The organism is Mycobacterium sp. NGS63, assembly GCF_059812295.1.
Window position 1 is genome coordinate 456,276 of record NZ_JCALCJ010000002.1, and the last position, 22,619, is coordinate 478,894.

At 69.2% G+C, this 22,619-nt stretch carries 14 protein-coding genes, 1 tRNA gene and 1 pseudogene; 9 read left to right on the top strand and 7 right to left on the bottom strand.

All coding sequences use genetic code 11. The annotated features are described in order from the left end of the window. Positions 1-12 precede the first annotated feature (12 nt). Positions 13-1,479, bottom strand: a complete 1,467-nt coding sequence (locus AC5Y4Z_RS05480) for an aldehyde dehydrogenase (protein ID WP_499961301.1) — start codon at positions 1,477-1,479, stop codon at positions 13-15. Between the two features lie 70 nt (positions 1,480-1,549). Here AC5Y4Z_RS05480 and AC5Y4Z_RS05485 point away from each other — a divergent pair, with 70 nt between their 5' ends. After that, entirely contained in the window at positions 1,550-2,890 is a 1,341-nt protein-coding gene (locus tag AC5Y4Z_RS05485) for a lipocalin-like domain-containing protein (RefSeq protein WP_499961302.1), read from the top strand. On the opposite strand, the gene AC5Y4Z_RS05490 is transcribed toward AC5Y4Z_RS05485, so the two are convergent. Together AC5Y4Z_RS05490 and AC5Y4Z_RS05495 are read right to left on the bottom strand one after the other, a co-directional pair. Beyond that, complete coding sequence (locus AC5Y4Z_RS05490; protein ID WP_499961303.1) at positions 2,859-3,998, bottom strand: aromatic ring-hydroxylating oxygenase subunit alpha; 1,140 nt, start codon at positions 3,996-3,998, stop codon at positions 2,859-2,861. The genes AC5Y4Z_RS05485 and AC5Y4Z_RS05490 overlap by 32 nt on opposite strands. A 76-nt stretch (positions 3,999-4,074) precedes the next feature. Further along, positions 4,075-4,905, bottom strand: a complete 831-nt coding sequence (locus AC5Y4Z_RS05495; RefSeq protein ID WP_499961304.1) for a helix-turn-helix domain-containing protein — start codon at positions 4,903-4,905, stop codon at positions 4,075-4,077. Between the two features lie 86 nt (positions 4,906-4,991). On the opposite strand from AC5Y4Z_RS05495, the gene AC5Y4Z_RS05500 reads away from it, so the two are divergent. The 5 genes from AC5Y4Z_RS05500 to AC5Y4Z_RS05520 all read left to right on the top strand — a co-directional run bounded on the left by AC5Y4Z_RS05500 (position 4,992) and on the right by AC5Y4Z_RS05520 (position 17,760). Then, positions 4,992-5,417 carry a hypothetical protein gene (locus tag AC5Y4Z_RS05500; RefSeq protein WP_499961305.1) on the top strand — a complete coding sequence of 142 codons (426 nt, stop codon included), beginning with the start codon at positions 4,992-4,994 and terminating at the stop codon, positions 5,415-5,417. 32 nt (positions 5,418-5,449) lie between these two features. Beyond that, on the top strand, positions 5,450-6,199 hold the full coding sequence (locus AC5Y4Z_RS05505) for a DUF1906 domain-containing protein (protein WP_499961306.1): 750 nt from the start codon (positions 5,450-5,452) through the stop codon (positions 6,197-6,199). 500 nt (positions 6,200-6,699) lie between these two features. Next, on the top strand, positions 6,700-15,921 hold the full coding sequence (locus AC5Y4Z_RS05510) for a fatty acid synthase subunit beta domain-containing protein (protein ID WP_499961307.1): 9,222 nt from the start codon (positions 6,700-6,702) through the stop codon (positions 15,919-15,921). Positions 15,922-15,952: 31 nt separating this feature from the next. Then, a complete protein-coding gene (acpS, locus tag AC5Y4Z_RS05515; RefSeq protein ID WP_499961308.1) occupies positions 15,953-16,345 on the top strand; it encodes a holo-ACP synthase AcpS in 393 nt (130 codons plus the stop codon). Further along, positions 16,342-17,760: a dipeptidase gene (locus AC5Y4Z_RS05520; RefSeq protein WP_499961309.1), complete on the top strand. Its 1,419-nt coding sequence runs from the start codon at positions 16,342-16,344 to the stop codon at positions 17,758-17,760. The genes acpS and AC5Y4Z_RS05520 overlap by 4 nt, the downstream gene beginning before the upstream one ends. On the opposite strand, the gene bcp is transcribed toward AC5Y4Z_RS05520, so the two are convergent. Then, positions 17,757-18,230, bottom strand: coding sequence for a thioredoxin-dependent thiol peroxidase (bcp, locus tag AC5Y4Z_RS05525; RefSeq protein ID WP_499961310.1), 474 nt, complete (start codon positions 18,228-18,230; stop codon positions 17,757-17,759). The genes AC5Y4Z_RS05520 and bcp overlap by 4 nt on opposite strands. Positions 18,231-18,281: 51 nt before the next feature. Between bcp and AC5Y4Z_RS05530 the strand changes: the two genes are divergently transcribed. Further along, positions 18,282-18,509, top strand: a complete 228-nt coding sequence (locus AC5Y4Z_RS05530; protein ID WP_499961311.1) for a DUF3618 domain-containing protein — start codon at positions 18,282-18,284, stop codon at positions 18,507-18,509. 10 nt (positions 18,510-18,519) lie between these two features. On the opposite strand, the gene AC5Y4Z_RS05535 is transcribed toward AC5Y4Z_RS05530, so the two are convergent. Then, complete coding sequence (locus AC5Y4Z_RS05535; protein ID WP_499961312.1) at positions 18,520-20,259, bottom strand: DUF3556 domain-containing protein; 1,740 nt, start codon at positions 20,257-20,259, stop codon at positions 18,520-18,522. 310 nt (positions 20,260-20,569) lie between these two features. On the opposite strand from AC5Y4Z_RS05535, the pseudogene AC5Y4Z_RS05540 reads away from it, so the two are divergent. Beyond that, positions 20,570-20,740 (top strand): annotated as a pseudogene (locus AC5Y4Z_RS05540) (type II toxin-antitoxin system HicA family toxin); the annotation flags it as partial. Continuing rightward, on the top strand, positions 20,740-21,150 hold the full coding sequence (locus tag AC5Y4Z_RS05545) for a HicB family toxin-antitoxin system (protein WP_499961313.1): 411 nt from the start codon (positions 20,740-20,742) through the stop codon (positions 21,148-21,150). The pseudogene AC5Y4Z_RS05540 and the gene AC5Y4Z_RS05545, both read left to right, overlap by 1 nt. 46 nt (positions 21,151-21,196) lie before the next feature. Here the strand turns inward: AC5Y4Z_RS05545 and AC5Y4Z_RS05550 are convergent. Next, positions 21,197-21,272: transfer RNA gene (locus AC5Y4Z_RS05550), tRNA-Lys, on the bottom strand. A gap of 88 nt (positions 21,273-21,360) precedes the next feature. Then, positions 21,361-22,596: a GNAT family N-acetyltransferase gene (locus AC5Y4Z_RS05555; RefSeq protein ID WP_499961314.1), complete on the bottom strand. Its 1,236-nt coding sequence runs from the start codon at positions 22,594-22,596 to the stop codon at positions 21,361-21,363. Positions 22,597-22,619 lie beyond the last annotated feature (23 nt).

A 22,619-nucleotide genomic window follows, 5' to 3' on the forward strand; every position in this document is an offset into this window, starting at 1 on the left:
CGGCCGGAGCATCTACAGCGGCGGCAACTCGCCCTTGCACACCAGCGTTTGCAGTTCGACGTACTCGTGCAGCCCCTCCGGGCCGAACTCGCGTCCGATGCCCGACTGCTTGAAGCCGCCGAATGGGGCGCCGATGTCCAGCGTGTACATGTTGATGCCGTAGGTGCCGGTGCGCACACCGGCGGCGATCTCCAGCCCGTGCGTGATGTCGGACGTCCACACCGAACCGGCCAGGCCGTAGTCGCTTTCGTTGGCGATCCGGATCGCGTCGTCCTCGTCGCGGTAGCGCAGCACGGTCAACACAGGCCCGAAGATCTCCTCGCGGGCGATGCGCATGTCGTTGGTGGCGTCGGCGAACAGCGTCGGCCGCACGTACCAGCCCCGCTCGGACGGGCTGTCCTCGCCGCCCAGGACGACGCGGGCGCCCTCGCCGCGGCCCGACCGGATGTACTCCTGCACCCGGTGCTGTTGCCGTTGTGCGACAAGCGGTCCCACGTCGGTCGCCTCGTCGCCGGGGTCGCCGACGGTCAGCGCCGACATCATCGCGGCCAGCGCGTCGACGACCTCGTCGTGTCGCCGCTCGCTGACCAGGATGCGGGTTTGGGCCACGCAGGCCTGCCCGTTGTTCATCAGGCCGGCGGTCTTCAGGCCGGCCACGGTCTTGTCGATGTCGGCGTCGTCGAGAATGATGGCCGCCGACTTGCCGCCCAGCTCCAGGCTGAAGCGCTTGAGCTGCTCCCCGCACAGGGTGGCAATGCGGCGCCCGACGGCGCTGGACCCGGTGAACGCGACCTTGTCCACGCCGCGATGGCGCACCAGCGCCTCGCCGACGTCGGTGCCGCCCGGAAGCACCGACACCACCCCGTCGGGCAGCTCGAGCTGCTCGATCATCTCCGCCAACCACAGGGCGTCCAAAGGGGTTTCGGGCGCCGGCTTGACGATCACCGTGCAGCCGGCGATCAGGGCCGGGATCAGCTTGGGCATGATCAAAAACTGCGGCACGTTCCACGGCACGATCGCCGCGACCACCCCGACCGGGGCCCTGCGTAGGTGGACCTCCCCGAGCACGCCCCGGCGGCGTTCCACCCACGGGAACCCGCGCGCGTCCGCCAGCGCGAGGTGGATCATCGACGCCGCGCCCGCGGCCTGGCCGAGCTTGCTGAAGCTGCGCGGCGACCCCATCTCGTCGGTGATCAGGTCGGCCATCTCGTCGATGTGTCCGGCGTAGATCGCGGCGAGCTGTTCGACCTTGGCCATCCGCTCGGCGTGGGTCAGGCGCGGCCACGGCCCGTGGTCGAAAGCTTGTCGCGCGGCGGCGACGGCGGCGTCGACGTCCTCGGGGCCGGCGGCCTGGGCGTGGCCGACCGGCTCCTCGGAGTGCGGGGAGATGACGGCGATCTGTCGGGGGTTGGCGGGTTTGCGCCACTGACCTCCGATGAACAGCTCGTCGTAGTGGCGATGGCCGGAATCTGTTGTCATCGGGGCGCTTCCTCGAGACCGTAATTTTGCTATTGACGCTAACATAGTCAAAAAAGCAGGATGGCGTGACATGAGCGGCGATTGGCGCACGTACCCGTTTCAGTTGGTGCCCGGCGATGCCCAGCTGGAGTTCCCCGCCGCCGAGGGCGAACACCCCGACCAGGAGTCGGACACCTGGTTCATCGCCGGCCAGTTGGACGCGGCCGCCACAGGCCGTTCATATGCCTTCCTGACCATCTTCAACAAGAACAGGCCTGGGGGAACGATCGTCGCCGACTTCTACACGATGGCGCTGTTCGACCTCGACAACGGCGACTACGGCACCTACACGGACTACGACATGCCGCCGGCCAACATGGAACCCGGAGCGCAACGCAAGCTGGCGATGGCCACGGGGTGCCTCGACCTCAGCTACCACGGCAGCGCGGGGACCGCGTCGTGGAGCGCCTGCCGCGACGCCGACGGCGAATTGCTGCCGTACACCTACCGCGTCAGCCTGGTGGGCGAGGACCACTCCGGGCGGCCGATGCGGCTCGACCTGGCCGTAACCCCAACGCGCGCACCGACACCGGTGGGTGCGTCGACCTACAACGGGAAGATCGCCTGCTTCGGCCAGAACGACACCTACTCGTATTTCCAGACCGGCATGGCCATGACCGGGACCCTGCGCTGGGGGGACGTCGTCGAGCAGGTCTCCGGCAGCGGCGGGCACGTCGACCGGCAGTGGTTCCCGAAGTATGCCGGCGGCGGCGGCAGCGGGGGAGACCCGCGCGCCCGGTCCCACGAGTGGCGCACCATCAACTTCGACAACGGTGTGGACCTGAGCATCTGGCGCCAATTCGACCGCACCAACGGCAATGCGCTGCAACCGTTTACCGGGGTGACGGCCAGCTATCCCGACCCCGCCCAGCCGCCCGCCTGCGCGGAGGACGTCGAGGTCACGGTCAGCAGCTACGTCCGCTGGCCGGATGCGGTGCGGCCCCTGGTGCGGCCGGTGGCCACGGCCCGCTACCTGCCTGACCGCCATCGGATCCGCTGCGCCACACTGCGACTGGATATCGTCGGCGAGCCGCTGGTGCCGGCCCCGGCGCACGGTCTGCCGATCGAATACATGGAAGGTCCCTACCGCTACCGCGGGACGCTGTCGGGCCAACCCGTGACCGGGTTCGCGTTCAACGAGCGCTCGCTGGCGCTGTACCGGGACTGGGAGCTGGTCGAGGTGCTGGCCACCACCATCGCCGACGAGGCCCCGGACCTGCAGCCGCTGGTCGAACGGCTTGTGCCACTGGTGAACTCGGGCAATCGGCGCGAGGCGCTGGACCTGCTGACCAGCGAGCGTCCCGACCAGGGCGACCGGCTCGGCGCCATCATCGACGATCTCATCGCGGCGCTAACGCCCGGGCCCAGCTGAGGTGGCGGTGCTGCAACCCCGGCTCGTTGCGGCCGAACAGCAGGTGATCGCGAGCGCCCGACTCCAGGTTGGCCTGCAGGCCCGCGACCAGCCGGTAGTCCTCGTCGCGCACGGTGGAGTGCGCGTACTCGAAGACGGCCTGGGCGCCCGCGGCCACGGACTCGTCGGACAGGTCCAGCGGAGTCGAGTTCTGGTGCACGGTGATTGACCTCCCCGGCACGTCGCCGGGGTAGATGCGAAACAGCTCGCCGTTGGCGATCGTCACCGACAGCACGACGTTGGGGAACAGCGCGTAGATCACCACCATGTTGTGGAACGGGTCCCACCGCTCTTCGGGGACCTCCTCGAGCTCCAGGATCGTGTTCAGCGGAAAGATCAACCGGTGGTGGGGGCCGTAGGAGTCGAACACCGTGCAGTTGCTGCGTGCGATGGTGGCAAAGGTGTCGCGGTGCACCGTGGCGAAGTGGTAGTTCTCCGAGAACGTGTCGACGGCCAGTTTCCAGTTGATCGGGGAGTCGAGCACCTTCTCGCCCAGCGGGGACCACCGGCCGATGTCCCACGCGTCGAGCTCGTCGCCCAGCGGTCCGAGGTGCGCGGCGACGTCCAGCGTGGCGCCGGGATCCAGTGCTACCCAGAGGAATCCGGCGTATTCGGCGGCCGGCAGCTCGGTCAGACCGTCGGACTTGACGGCCACGCCGGGAAAGCCCTCGCGTCCGGGCACGCTGGCCAGCTTGCCGGCGTTGTCGTACGTCCACGCGTGGTAGGGACAGGTGAACCGCTTCGCGCTGCCGCACCCCGTCACCACCCGCGACTGGCGGTGCAGGCACACGTTGTCGAACGCCTTCACCGCGCCGTCCGACGTTCTGGTCAGCAGGACGGAACGCCCCATCACCGTCTTGGTGCAGTAAGCCCCCGGTCCCGGAAGCTCCGAAACGTAGCCGACCAATTGGGGACTGGCCATCAACATCGCGCGGTCGCGCTCGTGACGCTCGACCGAGGTGTAGTCGCGCGCGTCCACCCGGTGCTCGCTCGGTGCGAGGTCAGTTGTCTTGTCGCGCGCCAACTTCAGGGCTCGCCGGGTCAGGTCGATGAGCTGGTCGTGTTCCATCCGAACTCCGGTTGCAGTCAAGCGCTCTGAAGTAACCCTACTAACTTTATAGTGACAAGAAAATAAGGTCGACGCGCTAGCCGATGAAGGCCAGCAGCTGCGGATGCCGCTGCGCGATGGCACGGAGACGCTGATCGGCGTCGAGGCCGTGCAGGTAATCGGCGGTGGCCGGGTCCGCGGGAAAAAACGACTCGATGACGAGGCTCTCCACCGAGATGTCGAGCGGGCTGCCGAAGGTGGCGATCGTGCTGATGAACCGCAGCTCGGCGGCGTCGAGGGTGGCCATCCGAAATGGCACGTACAGCTCGCCGGCCTGCTCGCCGCGATGGACGCCGCGCGGCGCCGGATAGCTCGACAGTTCCTCGTAGAGACGGCGGATGTCGGGCGCCGCGGTGGCCCGCGCGTGCCGGCGAACCCGCCCCAAGATGGCCGAGTGCACCTGGGCGCGGTTGAGCAGTCGCGGCGCCAGCCCCCGCGGGTGAAGGCACAGTTTCATGACGTTGATCGGCGGGCGCAGCAGCTCCGCGTCGACCCCTTCGGCGAGCACGATGCAACCCACGTTCCCCGCTATCAGGTTCCAGCAGGCATCGGTGACGATGGCCGGATACGGGGCGTGGCCGGCCAACACCGAGTCGACGGCCGCCTTCACCGGCCGCATCCGTTCGGCGTCCAGGGTGTGCTCGCCGAACACGGGCGCGAAGCCGCCGTCGAGCAGCAGTCGATTGCGCGCGGCCAGCGGCAGATCCAGTGACTCGCCGATGCGCAGCAACAACGCGCGGCTGGGATTGGCCCTGCCGGTCTCGACGAAGCTGAGATGGCGCGGCGAGACACCAACCTGATGCGCGAGTTCCAGCTGGCTCAATCGCCGGCGAGTGCGCCACTCGCGCACCGCGATACCCGCTGCCATCCTGTCGAACCTAACGCTGTGCGGGGATCCGGACCACTACCTCGAAGGTAATCGACGTCCTTACCTCGGCGGCGAAGACTGCATCCATGACCACGACAACGAAAGCGACAAAACCGCAGCCCCCGGTCCTGCGCCGCGCGTTCGCCGCGGCCGCCGCCGGCCGGATCCTGCTGGGCGCCACCGCGTTTGCTTACCCCGCGTCGCAGACGCGCATGAACGGGGTGCCGGATCACCTGCTGTCCACCGAGCTGAAGTACTTGATCCGCATTTTCGGGGCCCGCGCCGTGGGCCTGGGTGTGGGTTATCTCGGCAGCGACGAGGCCAACCGCCGGCGTTGGCAATACATCGGCCTGCTGGTCGACACGCTGGACAACCTCAATGCCCTGATGGAGCTGCGGCACCTCGAGCGCGGCGATCCCAAGGTCCGCTCGCTGCTGAGCCTGATGGCGGTGACCGGCCCCTACGCGCTGCTGGGCGCCGCGGGGGCGTTGCAGCGCCGGAGGGCACCGTGACGCATATGTGACCAGTGTGGCCAATGTGTCATATGGGGTTTCTGTCGTACCCTGTGGCTGTGTCCTCCGTTTCGCGCCGCGACGTGCTCAAATTCGCGGCCGCGACCCCGGGTCTGTTAGGGCTGGGCGTCGCGGCGGCCTCGCTGCGCGCGGCCCCGGCCTCGGCGTCGCTCGGCACCCTGCTGGACTACGCCGCCGGGGTCATCCCGGCCAGCGCGATCAGGGCCGCGGGGGCGGTGGGCTCGATCCGGTACGTGTCCGACCGCCGGCCCGGCGGTAATTGGATGCTGGGCAAGCCGATCCAGGTCAGCGAGGCCCGCGACCTGAGCAGCAACGGGCTCAAGATCGTGTCGTGCTATCAGTACGGCAAGGGCAGCACCGCCGACTGGCGGGGAGGGGCCGGCGCGGGCCTCCAACACGCCCAGCGGGGGATGCAGCTGCACGCCGCCGCGGGCGGTCCGGCGAACGCGCCGATCTACGCGTCGATCGACGACGACCCGTCGTACGACCAGTACAAGCAGCAGATCGTGCCGTATCTGCGGTCCTGGGAGTCGGTGATCGGGCATCAGCGCACGGGGGTGTACGCCAACTCGAAGACCATCGACTGGGCGCTGCACGACGGGCTGGGTTCGTACTTCTGGCAGCACAACTGGGGCTCCCCGCAGGGATTCACCCATCCGGCCGCGAGTCTGCATCAGGTCGAGATCGACAAGCGCAGCGTCGGCGGTGTCGGGGTGGACGTCAACGAAATCCTCAAACCCCAATTCGGTCAGTGGGCCTAGGGACCCAAGACGGCAGCGCCCCCAGCAAACACTCGTTCGCTCATTTTGTCGCGCCGCGGGCCGCGCCAACGGGGGCGCAGGGGCGCGCAGCACGCCTAAGCGGCCCGATTTTTTTAACATAACGATTACATAACAATCGTGCCTTGATCAGGGCAGTTGTGGCTACTCGACCGTAACCACCTGCATGCAGCAGGTTTGTTCGCCGCGCCCGCGCGGCCGCCTCGACGGGGTGTTACCCACGACACGGTTACCCGCGCGTAGAACTCACCAGTAACCGTTCAACACGCGAAACGGGCACCGATCCTTATGACACTCTTAGTACTGCCGATGCTGTCCGCCGCGCCGCTTGATCCCCGCGGGCGGTGCGCCGACAACACCCGGCGAGCCGTCCTCCGGCTGTGATTCGACGCTGAACCACGCCGCATCGACTGAAACCGAGCACGCCCGTCCTCCCGGGGCGACGTGCCGAGACGCAAAAGACGCACAGGGAGATACAGAACGTGACGATCTACGAGCACGATCGGGTGTCCGCTGACCGCGACGGAAACAGCCCGCACGACACCCATGCTCTGGTCGACCGTCTGACGGCCGGCGAGCCCTACGCCGTGGCATTCGGCGGCCAGGGCGGCGCCTGGCTGGAGACCCTCGAGGAACTGGTGTCGTCGGCCGGCATCGAATCCGACCTGGCGACGCTGGTCGGCGAGGCCGAACTGATGCTCGAGCCGGTGGCCAAGGAGCTGGTCGTGGTGCGCCCGATCGGCTTCGAGCCGCTGACCTGGGTGCGCGCGCTGGCGGCCGAGGACCCGGTCCCGTCGGACAAGCACCTGACGTCGGCCGCGGTGTCGATCCCGGGCGTCCTGCTCACCCAGATCGCGGCCACGCGCGCCCTCGCGCGGCAGGGGATGGACTGGACCGCGCAGCCGCCGGTGGCCGTCGTGGGGCATTCCCAGGGCGTGCTCGCCGTCGAGTCGTTCCAGGCGGCCGGCGCGCGCGACGCCGAACTGCTGGTATTGGCGCAGCTCATCGGGGCGGCCGGCACGCTGGTGGCACGCCGGCGCGGCATCTCGGTGCTGGGCGACCGCTCGCCGATGGTGTCGGTGACCAACGCCGACCCGGACCGCATCCGCCGGCTGCTCGACGAGTTCGCGCAGGACGTGCGCACGGTGCTGCCCCCGGTGTTGTCCATCCGCAACGGCCGGCGTTCGGTGGTCATCACGGGCACCCCCGAGCAGCTCTCCCGCTTCGAGCTCTATTGCCAGCAGGTGTCCGACAAGGAAGAGGCCGACCGCAAGAACAAGGTCCGCGGCGGCGACGTCTTCGCCCCCGTCTTCGACCCGGTGCGGGTGGAGGTCGGGTTCCACACGCCGCGGCTGGCCGACGGCATCGACATCGTCGGCGGCTGGGCCGAGAAGGTCGGCCTCGATGTGGCGTTGACCCGCCGGCTGGCCGAGGCCATCCTGGTCGACGGCATCGATTGGGTGGACGAGATCACGCGTGTTCACCAGGCCGGCGCGCGCTGGATCCTCGATCTGGGGCCCGGCGACATCCTGACCCGACTGACCGCACCGGTGATCCGTGGCCTCGGTGTCGGCATCGTGCCCGCGGCCACCCGGGGCGGGCAGCGCAACCTCTTCACCGTCGGGGCCGTCCCCGAGGTGGCGCGGGCCTGGTCGACCTACGCCCCGACCGTGGTTCGTCTTCCGGACGGACGGGTCAAGCTGTCGACGAAGTTCACCCGGCTGACCGGGCGGTCGCCGATCCTGCTCGCGGGCATGACCCCGACCACCGTCGACGCCAAGATCGTCGCCGCCGCGGCCAACGCCGGGCACTGGGCCGAGCTGGCCGGCGGCGGGCAGGTCACCGAGGAAATCTTCGCCGCCCGCATCGAGGAGCTCTCCGGCCTGCTCGAGCCCGGGCGCACCTATCAGTTCAACGCGCTGTTCCTCGACCCGTACCTGTGGAAGCTCCAGGTCGGCGGCAAGCGGCTGGTGCAGAAGGCCCGCCAGTCCGGCGCGGCGATCGACGGCCTGGTGATCAGCGCGGGCATCCCCGACCTGGAGGACGCCGTCGAGCTGATCGGCGAGCTCAACGACGTCGGCATCAGCCACGTGGTGTTCAAGCCCGGCACCGTCGAGCAGATCCGCTCGGTCATCCGCATCGCCACCGAGGTGCCGACCAAGCCGGTGATCATGCACATCGAGGGCGGGCGCGCCGGCGGGCACCACTCCTGGGAGGACCTCGACGACCTGCTGATCGCCACCTATTCGGAACTGCGCTCACGGCCCAACATCACCGTCTGCGTCGGCGGCGGCATCGGCACCCCCGAGCGCGCGGCCGAATATCTGTCCGGGCGCTGGGCGCAGGCCTACGGCTTCCCGCTGATGCCGATCGACGGCATCCTGGTCGGCACCGCGGCCATGGCGACCAAGGAGTCCACCACGTCGCCGTCGGTCAAGCGGATGCTGGTCGAGACGCACGGCACCGATCAGTGGATCAGCGCCGGAAAAGCCCAGGGCGGCATGGCTTCCAGCCGTAGCCAGCTGGGCGCGGACATCCACGAGATCGACAACAGCGCCTCCCGTTGCGGCCGGCTGCTCGACGAGGTCGCCGGTGACGCCGAGGCGGTCGCCGAGCGCCGCGACGAGATCATCGCGGCGATGGCCAACACCGCCAAGCCGTATTTCGGCGACGTGGCGGAGATGACGTACGTGCAGTGGTTGCGGCGGTACGTCGAACTGACCATCGGCGAGGGCGATTCGACCGCCGACACCGCCGCGCCGGGCAGCCCCTGGCTGGCCGACACGTGGCGCGACCGGTTCGAGCAGATGCTCAAGCGCGCCGAAGCGCGTTTGCACCCACAGGATTTCGGACGGATCCGGACGCTGTTCGACGACGCGGCGCTGCTGGAAACGCCCGACGAGGCGATCGCCACGCTGCTCGCGCATTACCCCGACGCCGAGACCGTGCAGCTGCACCCGGCCGACGTTCCGTTCTTCGTCACGCTGTGCAAGACGCTGGGCAAGCCGGTCAATTTCGTGCCGATCATCGACAAGGATGTGCGGCGCTGGTGGCGCAGTGACTCGCTGTGGCAGGCGCACGACGCCCGCTACGACGCCGACCAGGTGTGCATCATCCCGGGCACCGCGGCGGTGGCCGGGATCACGCGGATGGACGAACCCGTCGGTGAGCTGCTGGACCGCTTCGAGCAGGCGGCCATCGACGAGGTGATGTCCACCGACGGGCAGCCCCGACCCGTCACGTCGCGCCGGCTGGGCCGCGCCGACGTCACCGGGCCGCTGGCCGTCGTCCTCGACGCCGCCGACGTGCAGTGGGCGGGTCGCACCACGACGAACCCGGTGCACCGCATCGGTGACCCGGCCGAGTGGCTCGTACACGACGGGCCCGAAAGCCGCCGCGCCACACACTCTTCCACCGGGGCGCGCCTCGAGGCGAATGACGGTAACGTCACCCTGAGCGTGCCGATCTCCGGCGTTTGGCTCGACATCCCGTTCACCCTGCCCGCCAACACGATTGACGGCGGAATCCCGGTCGTTTCCAGCGAGGACGCCGCCACCGCCATGCGCGCGGTCCTGGCCATCGCCGGCGGCGTCGACGGACCGGAGTTCTTGCCCCCGGTCACCGACGGGACGGCCACGGTGACGGTGGACTGGGATCCCGAGCGGGTTGCCGACCACACCGGCGTGACGGCCACCTTCGGGGAACGGCTGGCGCCGAGCCTCACCACCGTGCCCGACGCGCTCGTGGGGCCTTGCTGGCCGGCCGTTTTCGCCGCGATCGGCTCGGCGGTCACCGACGACGGCGTCCCGGTGGTGGAGGGGCTGCTCAGCCTGGTGCACCTGGACCACGCCGCCCACGTGGTGGGCAAGCTGCCGACCGCGCCGGCCCAATTGGAGATCACCGCGACGGCCTCGCGTGCCGTCGACACCGACATGGGCCGGGTGGTGAGCGTCGCGGTGGCGATCACCGACACCGACGGGGGCGTGATCGCCACGCTCGGTGAGCGTTTCGCGATCCTGGGACGCACCGGTGCCGCGGAGCTCACCGATCCCGTGCGGGCCGGCGGCGCGGTATCGGATAACGCGACGGACACCCCCCGCCGCCGCCGCCGTGACGTCACGCTGTCGGCGCCGGTCGACATGCGGCCCTTCGCGGTCGTCTCCGGTGACCACAACCCCATCCACACCGACCGCTCGGCCGCGCTGCTGGCGGGCCTGGAATCACCGATCGTGCACGGCATGTGGCTGTCGGCCGCCGCGCAGCACGCGGTGACCGCCACCGATGGCCAGGCCCGCCCGCCGGCGCGGCTGATCGGCTGGACCGCGCGATTCCTGGGCATGGTGCGCCCCGGCGACGAGGTCGACTTCCGGGTGGACCGCGTCGGAATCGACCAGGGCGCAGAGGTTTTGGAGGTCGCCGCCAAAGTCGGCTCGGATCTGGTGATGTCGGCCACCGCGCGGCTGGCCGCCCCGAGGACGGTCTACGCGTTCCCCGGCCAGGGCATCCAGTACAAGGGCATGGGCATGGAGGTGCGGGCCCGGTCCAAGGCGGCCCGCAAGGTGTGGGACAAGGCCGACAAGTTCACGCGCGAGGCGCTGGGCTTCTCGGTGTTGCACGTGGTGCGCGACAACCCGACCAGCATCATCGCCAGCGGCGTGCACTACAACCACCCCGACGGGGTGCTGTACCTGACGCAGTTCACCCAGGTCGCGATGGCGACCGTGGCGGCCGCGCAGGTGGCCGAGATGCGCGAGCAGGGCGCCTTCGTCGAAGGGGCCATCGCGTGCGGCCACTCGGTCGGCGAGTACACCGCGCTGGCCTGTGTCAGCGGCATATTCGAACTCGACGCGCTGCTGGAGGCCGTGTTCCACCGCGGGTCGAAGATGCACGACATCGTGCCCCGCGACGAGCTGGGTCGCTCCGACTACCGGCTGGCCGCGATCCGCCCGTCGCAAATCGATCTGCCCGACGACGAGGTCACCGAGTTCGTGGCCGGGGTGGCGGAGAATACCGGCGAGTTTCTTGAGATCGTGAACTTCAACCTGCGCGGCTCGCAGTACGCGATCGCGGGCACCGTGCGCGGCCTGGAGGCGCTCGAGGCCGAGGTGGAGCGGCGCCGCGAAATCACCGGCGGCAAGCGCTCGTTCATCCTGGTTCCGGGCATCGACGTGCCGTTCCACTCGCGGGTGTTGCGCGTCGGGGTGGCCGAATTCCGCCGCTCGCTGGAACGGCTCATCCCGCGCGACGCGGATCCCGACCTGATCATCGGCAGCTACATCCCCAACCTGGTGCCGCGGCCGTTCACCCTGGATCGCGACTTCATCCAGGAGATCCGGGATCTGGTGCCCGCCGAACCGCTCGACGAGATCCTCGCCGACTACGACACCTGGCGCCGCGAACGGCCGCGCGAGATGGCCCGCATCGTGTTCATCGAGCTGCTGGCGTGGCAGTTCGCCAGCCCGGTGCGCTGGATCGAGACCCAGGACCTGCTGTTCACCGAGGAAGCCGCCGGCGGCCTGGGTGTGGAGCGGTTCGTCGAGATCGGCGTCAAGACCTCGCCGACGGTCGCCGGACTGGCCACCAACACCCTCAAGTTGACCGAATATGCCCACAGCGCAGTGGAAGTGCTCAACGCCGAGCGCGATGCCGCCGTGCTGTTCGCCACCGACACCGACCCTGAGCCGGAGCCCGAGGACGAGGCGACGGAGCCGGCGGAGGCTATCGCCGAGTCGATGCCGACCGAGGCGGCCGCCGCGCCCGCGCCGAGTGCCCCGTCGGGAGCGGCCCGTCCCGACGACATCGGTTTCGACGCCGCCGACGCCACGCTGGCGCTGATCGCGCTGTCGGCCAAGATGCGCATCGACCAGATCGAGGAGCTGGACTCCATCGAGTCCATCACCGACGGCGCGTCGTCGCGGCGCAACCAGCTGTTGGTGGACCTGGGCTCCGAGCTGAATCTGGGCGCCATCGACGGGGCCGCCGAGGCCGACCTGGCCGGGCTGCGCTCGCAGGTGACCAAGCTCGCGCGCACCTACAAGCCTTTCGGCCCAGTGCTTTCCGACGCGATCAACGATCAGCTGCGGACCGTGCTCGGCCCCTCGGGCAAGCGGCCGGCCGCCATCGCCGAGCGGGTCACCAAGGCCTGGGAGCTGGGCGAGGGCTGGGCCAAGCACGTGACCGTCGAGGTCGCGCTGGGCACCCGCGAGGGCACCAGCGTGCGCGGGGGCGCCATGGGGCACCTGCACGAGGGCGCGCTGGCCGATGCCGCGTCCGTCGACAAGGTCATCGACGCGGCCGTCACCTCGGTGGCCGCGCGGCGCGGCATCGCGGTGGCGCTGCCGTCGGCCGGCGGTGGCGGCGGCGCCACCATCGACGCGGCCGCGCTGAGCGAGTTCACCGACCAGATCACCGGGCGCGACGGTGTGCTGGCCTCCGCGGCCCGGCTGGTGCTGGGGCAGCTCGGCCTCGACGACGCGGTCAGCGTCTCGGCCGATTTGTCCACCGACGCCGAGCTCATCGACCTGGTCACCGCCGAATTGGGCGCGGACTGGCCACGTTTGGTGGCGCCGGTGTTCGACGCCAAGAAGGCCGTGCTGTTCGACGACCGGTGGGCCAGCGCCCGCGAGGACCTGGTCAAGCTGTGGCTGACCGACGAGGGCGACATTGACGCCCAGTGGTCCCGCTTGTCTGAAAGGTTCGAGGGCGCCGGCCACGTCGTGGCCACCCAGGCCACCTGGTGGCAGGGCAAGTCGCTGGCGGCGGGCCGCCAGATCCACGCGTCGCTGTACGGGCGCATCGCCGCCGGCGCCGAGAACCCCGATCCCGGCCCCTACAACAACGAGGTCGCCGTCGTGACCGGCGCGTCGAAGGGCTCGATCGCGGCGTCGGTGGTCGCGCGGCTGCTCGACGGCGGCGCCACGGTCGTGGCGACGACGTCCAAGCTCGACGACGCGCGGTTGGCGTTCTACCGCGGCCTCTACCGCGACCACGCCCGCTACGGCGCGGCGCTGTGGGTCGTCGCAGCCAACATGGCGTCCTACTCCGACATCGACGCCCTGGTCGAGTGGGTCGGCACCGAGCAGACCGAAAGCCTTGGGCCGCAGTCGATCCACATCAAGGACGCGCAGACCCCGACCCTGCTGTTCCCGTTCGCGGCGCCCCGCGTCGTCGGCGACCTGTCCGAGGCCGGATCTCGCTCCGAGATGGAGATGAAGGTGCTGCTGTGGGCGGTGCAACGGTTGATCGGCGGGCTGTCGAGGATCGGCGCCGAGCGTGACATCGCGTCGCGGCTGCACGTAGTGCTGCCCGGCTCACCCAACCGCGGAATGTTCGGCGGCGACGGCGCCTACGGTGAGGCCAAGTCGGCGCTGGACGCGCTGGTGAGCCGCTGGCACGCCGAGTCGTCGTGGGCCGCGCGGGTCAGCCTGGCGCACGCGCTGATCGGCTGGACCCGCGGCACCGGGCTGATGGGCCACAACGACGCCATCGTCAGCGCCGTGGAAGAGGCCGGTGTCACCACCTACTCGACCGACGAGATGGCCGGCCTGCTGCTGGGCCTGTGCGACGTGGAATCGAAGGTGGCCGCGGCCATTTCGCCGGTCAAGGCCGACCTGACGGGCGGGCTCGCCGAGGCCGACCTGGACATGGCCGAGCTGGCCGCCAAGGCGCGTGAGGAGATGACGGCCGAGGCGGCCACGGAGGACGTCACGACCGAGGGCACCATCGCGGCGCTGCCGTCGCCGCCGCGCGGCTACCGTCCCGCGCCGCACCCGGAGTGGGCCGACCTCGACGTCGACCCCGCCGACCTGGTGGTGATCGTCGGCGGCGCCGAGCTGGGCCCGTACGGGTCGTCGCGCACCCGGTTCGAAATGGAGGTCGACAACGAGCTGTCGGCGGCCGGTGTGCTCGAGCTCGCCTGGACCACCGGGCTGATCCGCTGGGAAGACGATCCCCAACCCGGTTGGTACGACACCGAATCCGGCGACCTGGTCGACGAGACCGAGCTGGTCGAGCGGTACCACGACACCGTCGTCGAGCGCTGCGGCATCCGCGAATTCGTCGACGACGGCGCGATCGATCCCGAGCACGCCTCGCCGCTGCTGGTCTCGGTGTTCCTGGAGAAGGACTTCGCGTTCGTGGTCTCCTCGGAGGCCGACGCCCGCGCGTTCGCCGAATTCGACCCTGGGCACACCGTGATCAGGCCGGTGCCCGACTCCGGCGACTGGCAGGTCATCCGCAAGGCCGGCACCGAGATTCGGGTGCCGCGCAAGACCAAGCTGTCGCGGGTGGTGGGCGGACAGATCCCGACCGGGTTCGACCCGACCGTGTGGGGCATCAGCCCGGACATGGCGAGTTCGATTGACCGGCTTGCGGTGTGGAACATCGTGGCGACCGTCGACGCGTTCCTGAGTGCCGGCTTCACCCCGGCCGAGGTGATGCGCTACGTGCACCCGAGCCTGGTGGCCAACACCATGGGCACCGGCATGGGCGGCGGCACGTCGATGCAGACGATGTACCACGGCAACCTGCTGGGCCGGAACAAGCCCAACGACATCTTCCAGGAAGTGTTGCCGAATATCGTTGCCGCGCACGTGGTTCAGTCCTACATCGGCAGCTACGGCGCGATGATCCACCCGGTTGCCGCGTGCGCGACGGCCGCGGTGTCGGTCGAGGAGGGCCTGGACAAGATCCGGCTGGGCAAGGCCGAGATGGTCGTGGCCGGCGGCATCGACGACCTGACGCTGGAGGGCATCATCGGCTTCGGTGACATGGCCGCCACCGCCGACACCGGCATGATGCGCGGGCGCGGCATCCACGACTCGAAGTTCTCCCGGCCCAACGACCGGCGCCGGCTGGGCTTCGTGGAAGCCCAGGGCGGCGGCACGATCCTGCTGGCGCGCGGCGACCTCGCGCTCAAGATGGGCCTGCCGGTGCTGGCTGTGGTGGCCTACGCGCAGTCGTTCGGCGACGGCGTGCACACCTCGATCCCCGCCCCGGGGCTGGGTGCGCTGGGCGCGGGCCGCGGCGGCAAGGAGTCGCCGCTGGCGCGCGCGCTGGCCAAGCTGGGCGTGACCGCCGACGACGTCGCGGTGATCTCCAAGCACGACACGTCGACGCTGGCCAACGATCCCAACGAGACCGAGCTGCACGAGCGGCTCGCGGACTCGCTGGGCCGCTCGCCGGGCGCGCCGCTGTTCGTGGTGTCGCAGAAGAGCCTCACCGGGCACGCCAAGGGCGGCGCGGCGGTCTTCCAGACGATGGGGCTGTGCCAGATGCTGCGCGACGGGGTGATCCCGCCCAACCGCAGCCTGGACTGCGTCGACGACGAGCTGGCCGGCTCGGCCCACTTCGTCTGGGTCCGCGAGACCCTGCGCATGGGGGACAAGTTCCCGCTCAAGGCCGGGATGCTGACCAGCCTCGGGTTCGGGCACGTGTCCGGGCTGGTGGCGCTGGTGCACCCGCAGGCGTTCATCGCCGCGTTGGATCCGGAGCAGCGCGCGGACTACCAGCGGCGCGCCGACGCCCGGCTGCTGGCGGGTCAACGGCGGCTGGCGTCGGCCATCGCCGGGGGCCCGCCGATGTACGAGCGGCCGCCGGACCGCCGCTTCGACCATCACGCGCCGGAGAAGCGGCAGGAGGCGGCGATGCTGCTGAACCCGGCCGCGCGGCTCGATGACGGTGATGTTTACGAGGCCTCCAGCTGATGCGCTTGGTCATCCGTTAGCCTTCCGACCCATGGGAATTGTCGGTGTGGGGATCGACGTGGTCTCCATTCCAGATTTCGCCGAGCAGGTCGACCAGCCGGGAACCGTGTTCTCCGAGACTTTCACCCCGGGTGAGCGCCGCGACGCGTCGGACAAGAGTTCGTCGGCGGCGCGCCACCTGGCCGCCCGCTGGGCCGCCAAAGAGGCGGTGATCAAGGCGTGGTCCGGGTCGCGGTTCGCCCAGCGCCCCGTGCTGCCGGAGGGCATTCACCGCGACATCGAAGTGGTCACCGACATGTGGGGGCGCCCGCGGGTGCGGTTGACCGGCGACATCGCCAAGCATCTGGCCGACGTGACCATCCACGTGTCGCTGACCCACGAGGGCGACACCGCGGCCGCGGTCGCCATTTTGGAGACTCCTTGAGCGCGAGCAGACACAAAAGTGCCTCGACACGCCGTGATGAAGGGGCTTTTGCGTCTGCTCGCAACCGGGAGGTGCCCCCAGCTCGCGAGATAACGGAGCGCGTCCGCGAGGTGCTGCCGTCGGTGCGCCGCGACCTCGAGGATCTGGTGCGCATCGAATCGGTGTGGGCCGACCCCGCCCGGCGCGACGAGGTGCACCGCAGCGCGCGGGTGACCGCGGACCTGTTGTCGCAGGCGGGTTTTGGCGATGTGCGCATCGTCAGCGAGGGCGGGGCGCCGGCGGTGATCGCGCATCATCCGGCGCCGCCGGGCGCGCCGACGGTGCTGCTGTACGCCCATCACGACGTGCAGCCCGAGGGCGACCGCACCCAGTGGGCGTCGCCGCCGTTCGAGCCCACCGAACGCGACGGCCGGCTCTACGGCCGCGGCAGCGCCGACGACAAGGCCGGCATCGCAACGCATTTGGCCGCGTTCCGCGCGCACGACGGCAAGCCCCCGGTGGGCGTCACGGTCTTCGTCGAGGGCGAGGAGGAGTCCGGTTCGCCGTCGCTGGGCCGGCTGCTCGCCGCCCACCGCGACGCGCTGGCCGCCGACGTGATCGTCATCGCCGACTCGGACAACTGGAGCACCGAGATTCCCGCGCTGACGGTGTCGCTGCGCGGCCTGGCCGACTGCGTCGTCGAGGTGGCCACGCTCGACCACGGCCTGCACTCCGGCCTGTGGGGCGGCGTGGTCCCCGACGCCCTGACCGCGCTGGTGCGCCTGCTGGCCAGCCTGCACGACGACGACGGCAACGTGGCCGTGGCGGGCCTGCACGAAACGGACGTGGCCGCCCTGAACTACCCCGCGTATCCGCCCGAGCGGGTGCGCGCGGACACCGGCTTGTTGGATGGGGTGTCCGAGATCGGCTCGGGCTCGGTACCGCAGCGGTTGTGGGCCAAACCGGCGATCACCGTGATCGGCATCGACACCACATCGATTGCGGCGTCGTCGAACACGCTGATTCCGCGCGCCCGCGCCAAGGTCAGCATGCGCGTCGCGCCCGGCGGGGACGCCGCCGCGCACCTGCAGGCCCTACGCACCCACCTGGAAAAGCATGCGCCATGGGGTGCGCAGGTGACCGTGACGCCCGGCGACGTCGGTCAGCCCTACGCCATCGACGCGAGCGGCGAGGTCTACGACGCCGCCCGCGCGGCCTTTCGGCAGGCGTGGGGTGCCGAGCCGATCGACATGGGCATGGGCGGCTCGATCCCGTTCATCGCCGAGTTCGCCGCCGCGTTCCCGCAGGCGAAGATCCTCGTCACCGGCGTCGAGGACCCCGCCACCCAGGCCCACAGCATCAACGAGAGCCTGCACCTCGGCGTGCTGGAACGCGCGGCCGTCGCCGAGGCGCTGCTGCTGGAAAATCTGGCTTAGACGTCCAGGTCGCGGCGCAGCTTGGCGACGTGGCCGGTGGCCTTGACGTTGTACTGCGCGACGGCGATCTTGCCCTTCTCGTCGACCACGAACGTCGAGCGGATCACGCCCGTGACGGTCTTGCCGTACATCTGCTTCTCGCCGTAGGAGCCCCAGGCCGTCAGCACCGTGCGGTCGGGATCGGACAGCAGCGGGAACGTCAGCCTCTCGGCGTCGCGGAACTTCGCCAGCTTCTCCGGCTTGTCGGGGGAGATGCCCACCACGTCGAGGCCGGCGACGTTGAGCTCGTGCAGGTTGTCGCGAAAGTCGCACGCCTGCTTGGTGCATCCCGGTGTCGAGGCGGCCGGATAGAAATAGACGACGACCTTGCGTCCCTGGTAGTCGGCCAGTGACACCGTGTTGCCGTCGGCGTCGGGCAGGGTGAAGGCGGGGGCATTGTCTCCGGGCGCCAGACGTGGGGTTTCGGTCACTGATCTAGGGTAGTGCCTCAGGTGCATCAGCCGGACTTGGAGGACAGACACGTGGCGGACCGGGACCCCGAGGCCATCAAGCGGGACATCGACGTCGCCCGCGACCAGTTGGCGGCCACCGTCGACTCGCTGGCCGAGCGTGCCAACCCGCGCCGCCTCGCCGACGACGTCAAGGCCCGGGTGCTCGAGTTCGTGCAAAAGCCCGCGGTGCTCGTCTCGCTGGCCGGGGTCGGGGCGGTCGTCGTGGTGGTCGTGGTCCGCCGGGTCAGGAACCGCTAGGCACAACGGGTCACGACATGCCGGCGCCGGCGGCGCTCTGGACGTGCACCGGGAGGTCGTCGGCCCATGGCTGGCTGGTGACCATGTCGTCGACGTCGATGTAACCGCGTTCGAATTCGCCGGTCGCCGCGTCGACGAGCCGGTATTCCTGGGTCTGTCGCTGGATGGGCTGCGCGTCGAGGATGACGACCCGCACGTCGCCGGGCTCGAAGCCGCAGCGCCGCTGCAGCGCCTCGACGAGGCACTCGTTGTGCATGTGCCCGTCGCCGAAGTTCCAGCCGAGGACCATCGAGCACAAAACCTCGCCCTCGCACAGGTTGTAGTCGTCCTCGTCGTGGCCCGCCAACGCCCGGTGCACCAGGGTGTACAGCGCGCGGCCGTGGGTGTTCATCCCGCGGAACGCGAGGGCGAGGTGCAGGGGGATGAGCGTTTCCTCCTTGTTGCCGTACAGCCGCTCGAGCTGGAGGTGCTGCATCGGCCCGAGGGCGCGCGAGCCGGTGCGGAATTTCTCGTCCACCGACGGCTTGACGCACCACACCGTGGTGTCCCAGTTGCCCGCGTAGTAGCGCATGCCGGGCAGGAAGGAAACCTTGCGCGGGTAGAGGTTTCCGACAATCACGACCGTCGCCATGACCGCGAACAGCACCACGGGCCACGGCCCGCTCAGCGCCGACAACCCGATGCCCGCGTGCGCGACGAACAGCGACAGCACGCCGAAGATCATGAACACGTTCCACTCCAGCGGCACGCCCATCGGGAAGGCCAGCAGGATGTTCAGATGGAAGACGATCATCACGAACGCGGCGATGGCCGTGGGCCAGCCGCCGTGGGACAACAGCAGCGCCAGGGGCACCAAACCCTCCACCGCGGTGGAGAAGTGGGCGATGAAGCCCGCCAATGTGCTGGGCCGCAAGTCATCCGGGTAGCGCTTGAACATCGATCGCTTGAGCGGACCGGAGGGAATGAACGGGTTGTTGGCCAGCATCGTGGAGATCACGAACGGGAAGTGCTTGGTGAGCTTCGACGTCGCCGCGCCCAGCCAGATCATCAGGAACACCAGCTTGGCCCCGACGATGATGTCGGCCCCGGAAAACAGGAACACCAGCGCCAGCGGGGCGTACACCTCGCCGCGGGCGGCTAGGAAGATCACCTTGTCGCGCAGGCTGACTATGGCCAGGACGGCCAGGATCGCAACGATCTGCCACGACGGCAGCACGCCAATCCTGGTGTCCAGGGCGGAAATTGGCCCGGTCCCGTCGGACACCAGCGCGGTCACGAGCAACGCGACCAGAGCCCCGTAGAGCAGCGCGTCGAACGCAGTCCTGTTGTCGCCCTTGGTCAGTGGCACCCGATCGGGCCAGGGCGGGAGCCGGATCGTGCCCGGTCGCAGCCAGTACAGGATCGAGCCCATCGGCGGGAAGTAGCGCCCGGCCAGCGGCCCGAAGCAGCACCCGAGGCCGACGACCTCGAAGAGCATCGTGAAGAGCACGGCCTTTTCGAAGACGATCGGTTCCGACCACCACGCGCCGACAGCGGTGAAGTCGCCGATGTCCGCGGTGGTCCACGCGAACAGCCAGCCGCCGAGGATGTACAACGCGATCTTGACGCCGTACATCACATGCATCACCAGCGGGGTGCCGAATCCGTGCTGGGCGATGTGGCGCGCCATCGGGACGATGCGCTCGGCGCGGGTCTGCTTGGTCCACTCGGCCATCTCGACGACGGGCAGGTTCGGCTGGATGAACCCCATGGCAGCTCCTTTGCCGGCGATCGGTGTGCAACAGAAACTACCTGCAGACGCCGTTGCGGCGGCAGGGATTGTTAACCAGTGTCGGTCATCGGCCATACGCTCGATGTCAGCCGAGTCGCCGTGCGTCGCAGTGCTCGCGGGAACCGAGATCATGGACAACTGGATGACCTATCGGGCTGACCACCTCAGTAAAACCACGCGCGAAGGCATGGTTCAGGAGCCCCTGATCTGTCTAGTCGGCTAGACTTAATACTGTCTAGTTGGCTGGACTAATCTGGTGGTCAAGTAGGAGAGCACACGGTCGGTCGTCAGGCGACTGAAGAATGCTGGCTTCACCCGGATCAGCACGGACGGTCGTCACTCGAAATGGGCCCACCCGTCTGGGGTCTGGGTTCCAGTGCCCGACAGCCACCGCACGATAAGTCCAGGCGTGGTACGCAAGGTCGATCAAGCTATCCAGGCCAGCAAGGAGGGCCAGTGATGCGCGAATACGAGGTCGTAGTCACCCGCGACGCCCGCTGGTGGATGATCCATGTGCCCGAGATAGACCAGGTCACCCAGGCCCGCCGCGTCGACGAAATCGAAGATATGGCACGCAGTTTGATCGCCATCAGCACTGATGCACCCCTGTCGGATGTTGCGGTCAACGTAGCCCGTATCGAGGTCGCTGGCATCGGCGACATTGCGGCTCTTGCCCGTGGGATCGTCAAGCAGCGCGATGCAGCGGCGGCCGCCGCCGAGGAGGCGCAACGCGCTGCGGCCACCTGTGCCGCGAGGCTGATGCGGGCCGGGGTGCCGGTGCGCGATGCCGGCAAGCTTCTACGTGTGTCGCCGCAGCGGGTGAGCCAGCTTGCCCACGAGGCGCCGCGCGACTATGCGTTGGCAGAGTGAGTTGTGGCGCCCCTTAGGGCACTTGGCGATGAAGCCATGTCGTCGATGGTGCGCCGTCAGGGTTTCGAACCCCGGACCCGCTGATTAAGAGTCAGCTGCTCTACCAACTGAGCTAACGGCGCGTCGGTCATCCAAGACCGCGTTTGCGACAATAACAGGCCTTCTGCCGCGGCACGAAATCCCGGATCCCTTCCAGGGTAGCCGCGCGACTCAAAACAGCGTCCCGCAGTACGGGGCCCGATCCGTGCGGAACGCGGCGTCCAACTCGCGCAGCGCACCGGGGCGCAGCTCGCTGATGCGGCCGGCTCGGGCGAGCTCGGACACCCGATGCGCACCCAGGTAGATCGTCGCCAATTCGGCCAGCCCCAGCTCCAGGTCGGCGGGCCCGTCGTGGGGCACGCACTTCCCGGCGCCGTCGCGCGTCTGCAGCAGGAACGTGCCGCCCGCGAGGTCGAGCGGGTCCGTGACCTCCAACACCACCTCGACATCGGCGGAGTACGCGCGCGCACCGAGCACCTCGGGCACGTCGTTGATCCGCACCCACAGAAAGTCGCTGCGGCCCGTGGTTCGCGCGGCGCGCTGGTCACGCAGTTTGAGCGGAAGCGGATCGTCGACCGGCACGTCGATCTCCACGTCGTCGAACATCTCCAGCACCAGCAACGTCTCGAGCAGGTCGGTATGCGCCTCGTCGGTGATGGGGCAGAAGTCCTCGACGACGACGGTGCCGAACGGCGGCCGGAACGCGTGCTTGGTCTCGCCGATGACGCGATAGGTCAGAAAGCCGTCGGGATGGATCGTGTAGTTCAGCGCGGACCCGTTGCCCCGCTGCGTCGGCCGGTCCTGCAACGAGTCGGCCCACCACGCGTCGCTCCGATCGACGGCCCCAGGCGTTGTGGCGCACCATCTTTCGTACAGTTCGGGCAGGACGCCCTTCGCCTCGTCGGCGCTGACCTCGCGCGCCCGGTTGGCTTCCGGTGAATCCCGCAGCTTCGCGAAGCGGCGGTCCACCGAGTACGAGTGGAGGTAGCTGGCCACGCCGGCGCCGAAACCGTCGTACATCGCCGTCTGGGTCGGTACCCCACAGACGATCGGGTAGCCCCGGTCCAAAAGTATGCCCAGCCCCTGGGCGGACAGCTGCGCCCAAATTCCCGTGCCCTGATGCGTCGACGCGACCGTGATCATCGTGAGCCACGCGGCGCGCAGGCTGGCACCACCGGGCACGGTCAGCCGCGAGCGGTAGATGATCGACGTCCCCACCAGCCGCGGACGTTCCGCATCGGTGACGTCCTCGGCCACCAGGATGTCGTCGAGTTCGACCCGGCGTTTCCACGCCTCGACATCCGCGTCGTCCACCGGATCCCCGAACGCGCGCGCCTGGTTCGCATAGACCGCCTGCCAGTCGTTTTCGGTGGGATGTCTGATTTTCAGGGCGTCGTCCGTCGTCATCGCTCATCCAATCCGCTGCTCGC

Coding starts and splice junctions, on each gene's coding strand:
- acpS (WP_499961308.1), top strand. CDS start 15,953: ATGGGAATTGTCGGTGTGGGGATCGACGTGGTCTCCATTCCAGATTTC.
- AC5Y4Z_RS05505 (WP_499961306.1), top strand. CDS start 5,450: ATGGGGTTTCTGTCGTACCCTGTGGCTGTGTCCTCCGTTTCGCGCCGC.
- AC5Y4Z_RS05535 (WP_499961312.1), bottom strand. CDS start 20,259: ATGGGGTTCATCCAGCCGAACCTGCCCGTCGTCGAGATGGCCGAGTGG.
- AC5Y4Z_RS05485 (WP_499961302.1), top strand. CDS start 1,550: ATGAGCGGCGATTGGCGCACGTACCCGTTTCAGTTGGTGCCCGGCGAT.
- AC5Y4Z_RS05500 (WP_499961305.1), top strand. CDS start 4,992: ATGACCACGACAACGAAAGCGACAAAACCGCAGCCCCCGGTCCTGCGC.
- AC5Y4Z_RS05490 (WP_499961303.1), bottom strand. CDS start 3,998: ATGGAACACGACCAGCTCATCGACCTGACCCGGCGAGCCCTGAAGTTG.
- AC5Y4Z_RS05495 (WP_499961304.1), bottom strand. CDS start 4,905: ATGGCAGCGGGTATCGCGGTGCGCGAGTGGCGCACTCGCCGGCGATTG.
- AC5Y4Z_RS05555 (WP_499961314.1), bottom strand. CDS start 22,596: ATGACGACGGACGACGCCCTGAAAATCAGACATCCCACCGAAAACGAC.
- AC5Y4Z_RS05545 (WP_499961313.1), top strand. CDS start 20,740: ATGCGCGAATACGAGGTCGTAGTCACCCGCGACGCCCGCTGGTGGATG.
- AC5Y4Z_RS05480 (WP_499961301.1), bottom strand. CDS start 1,479: ATGACAACAGATTCCGGCCATCGCCACTACGACGAGCTGTTCATCGGA.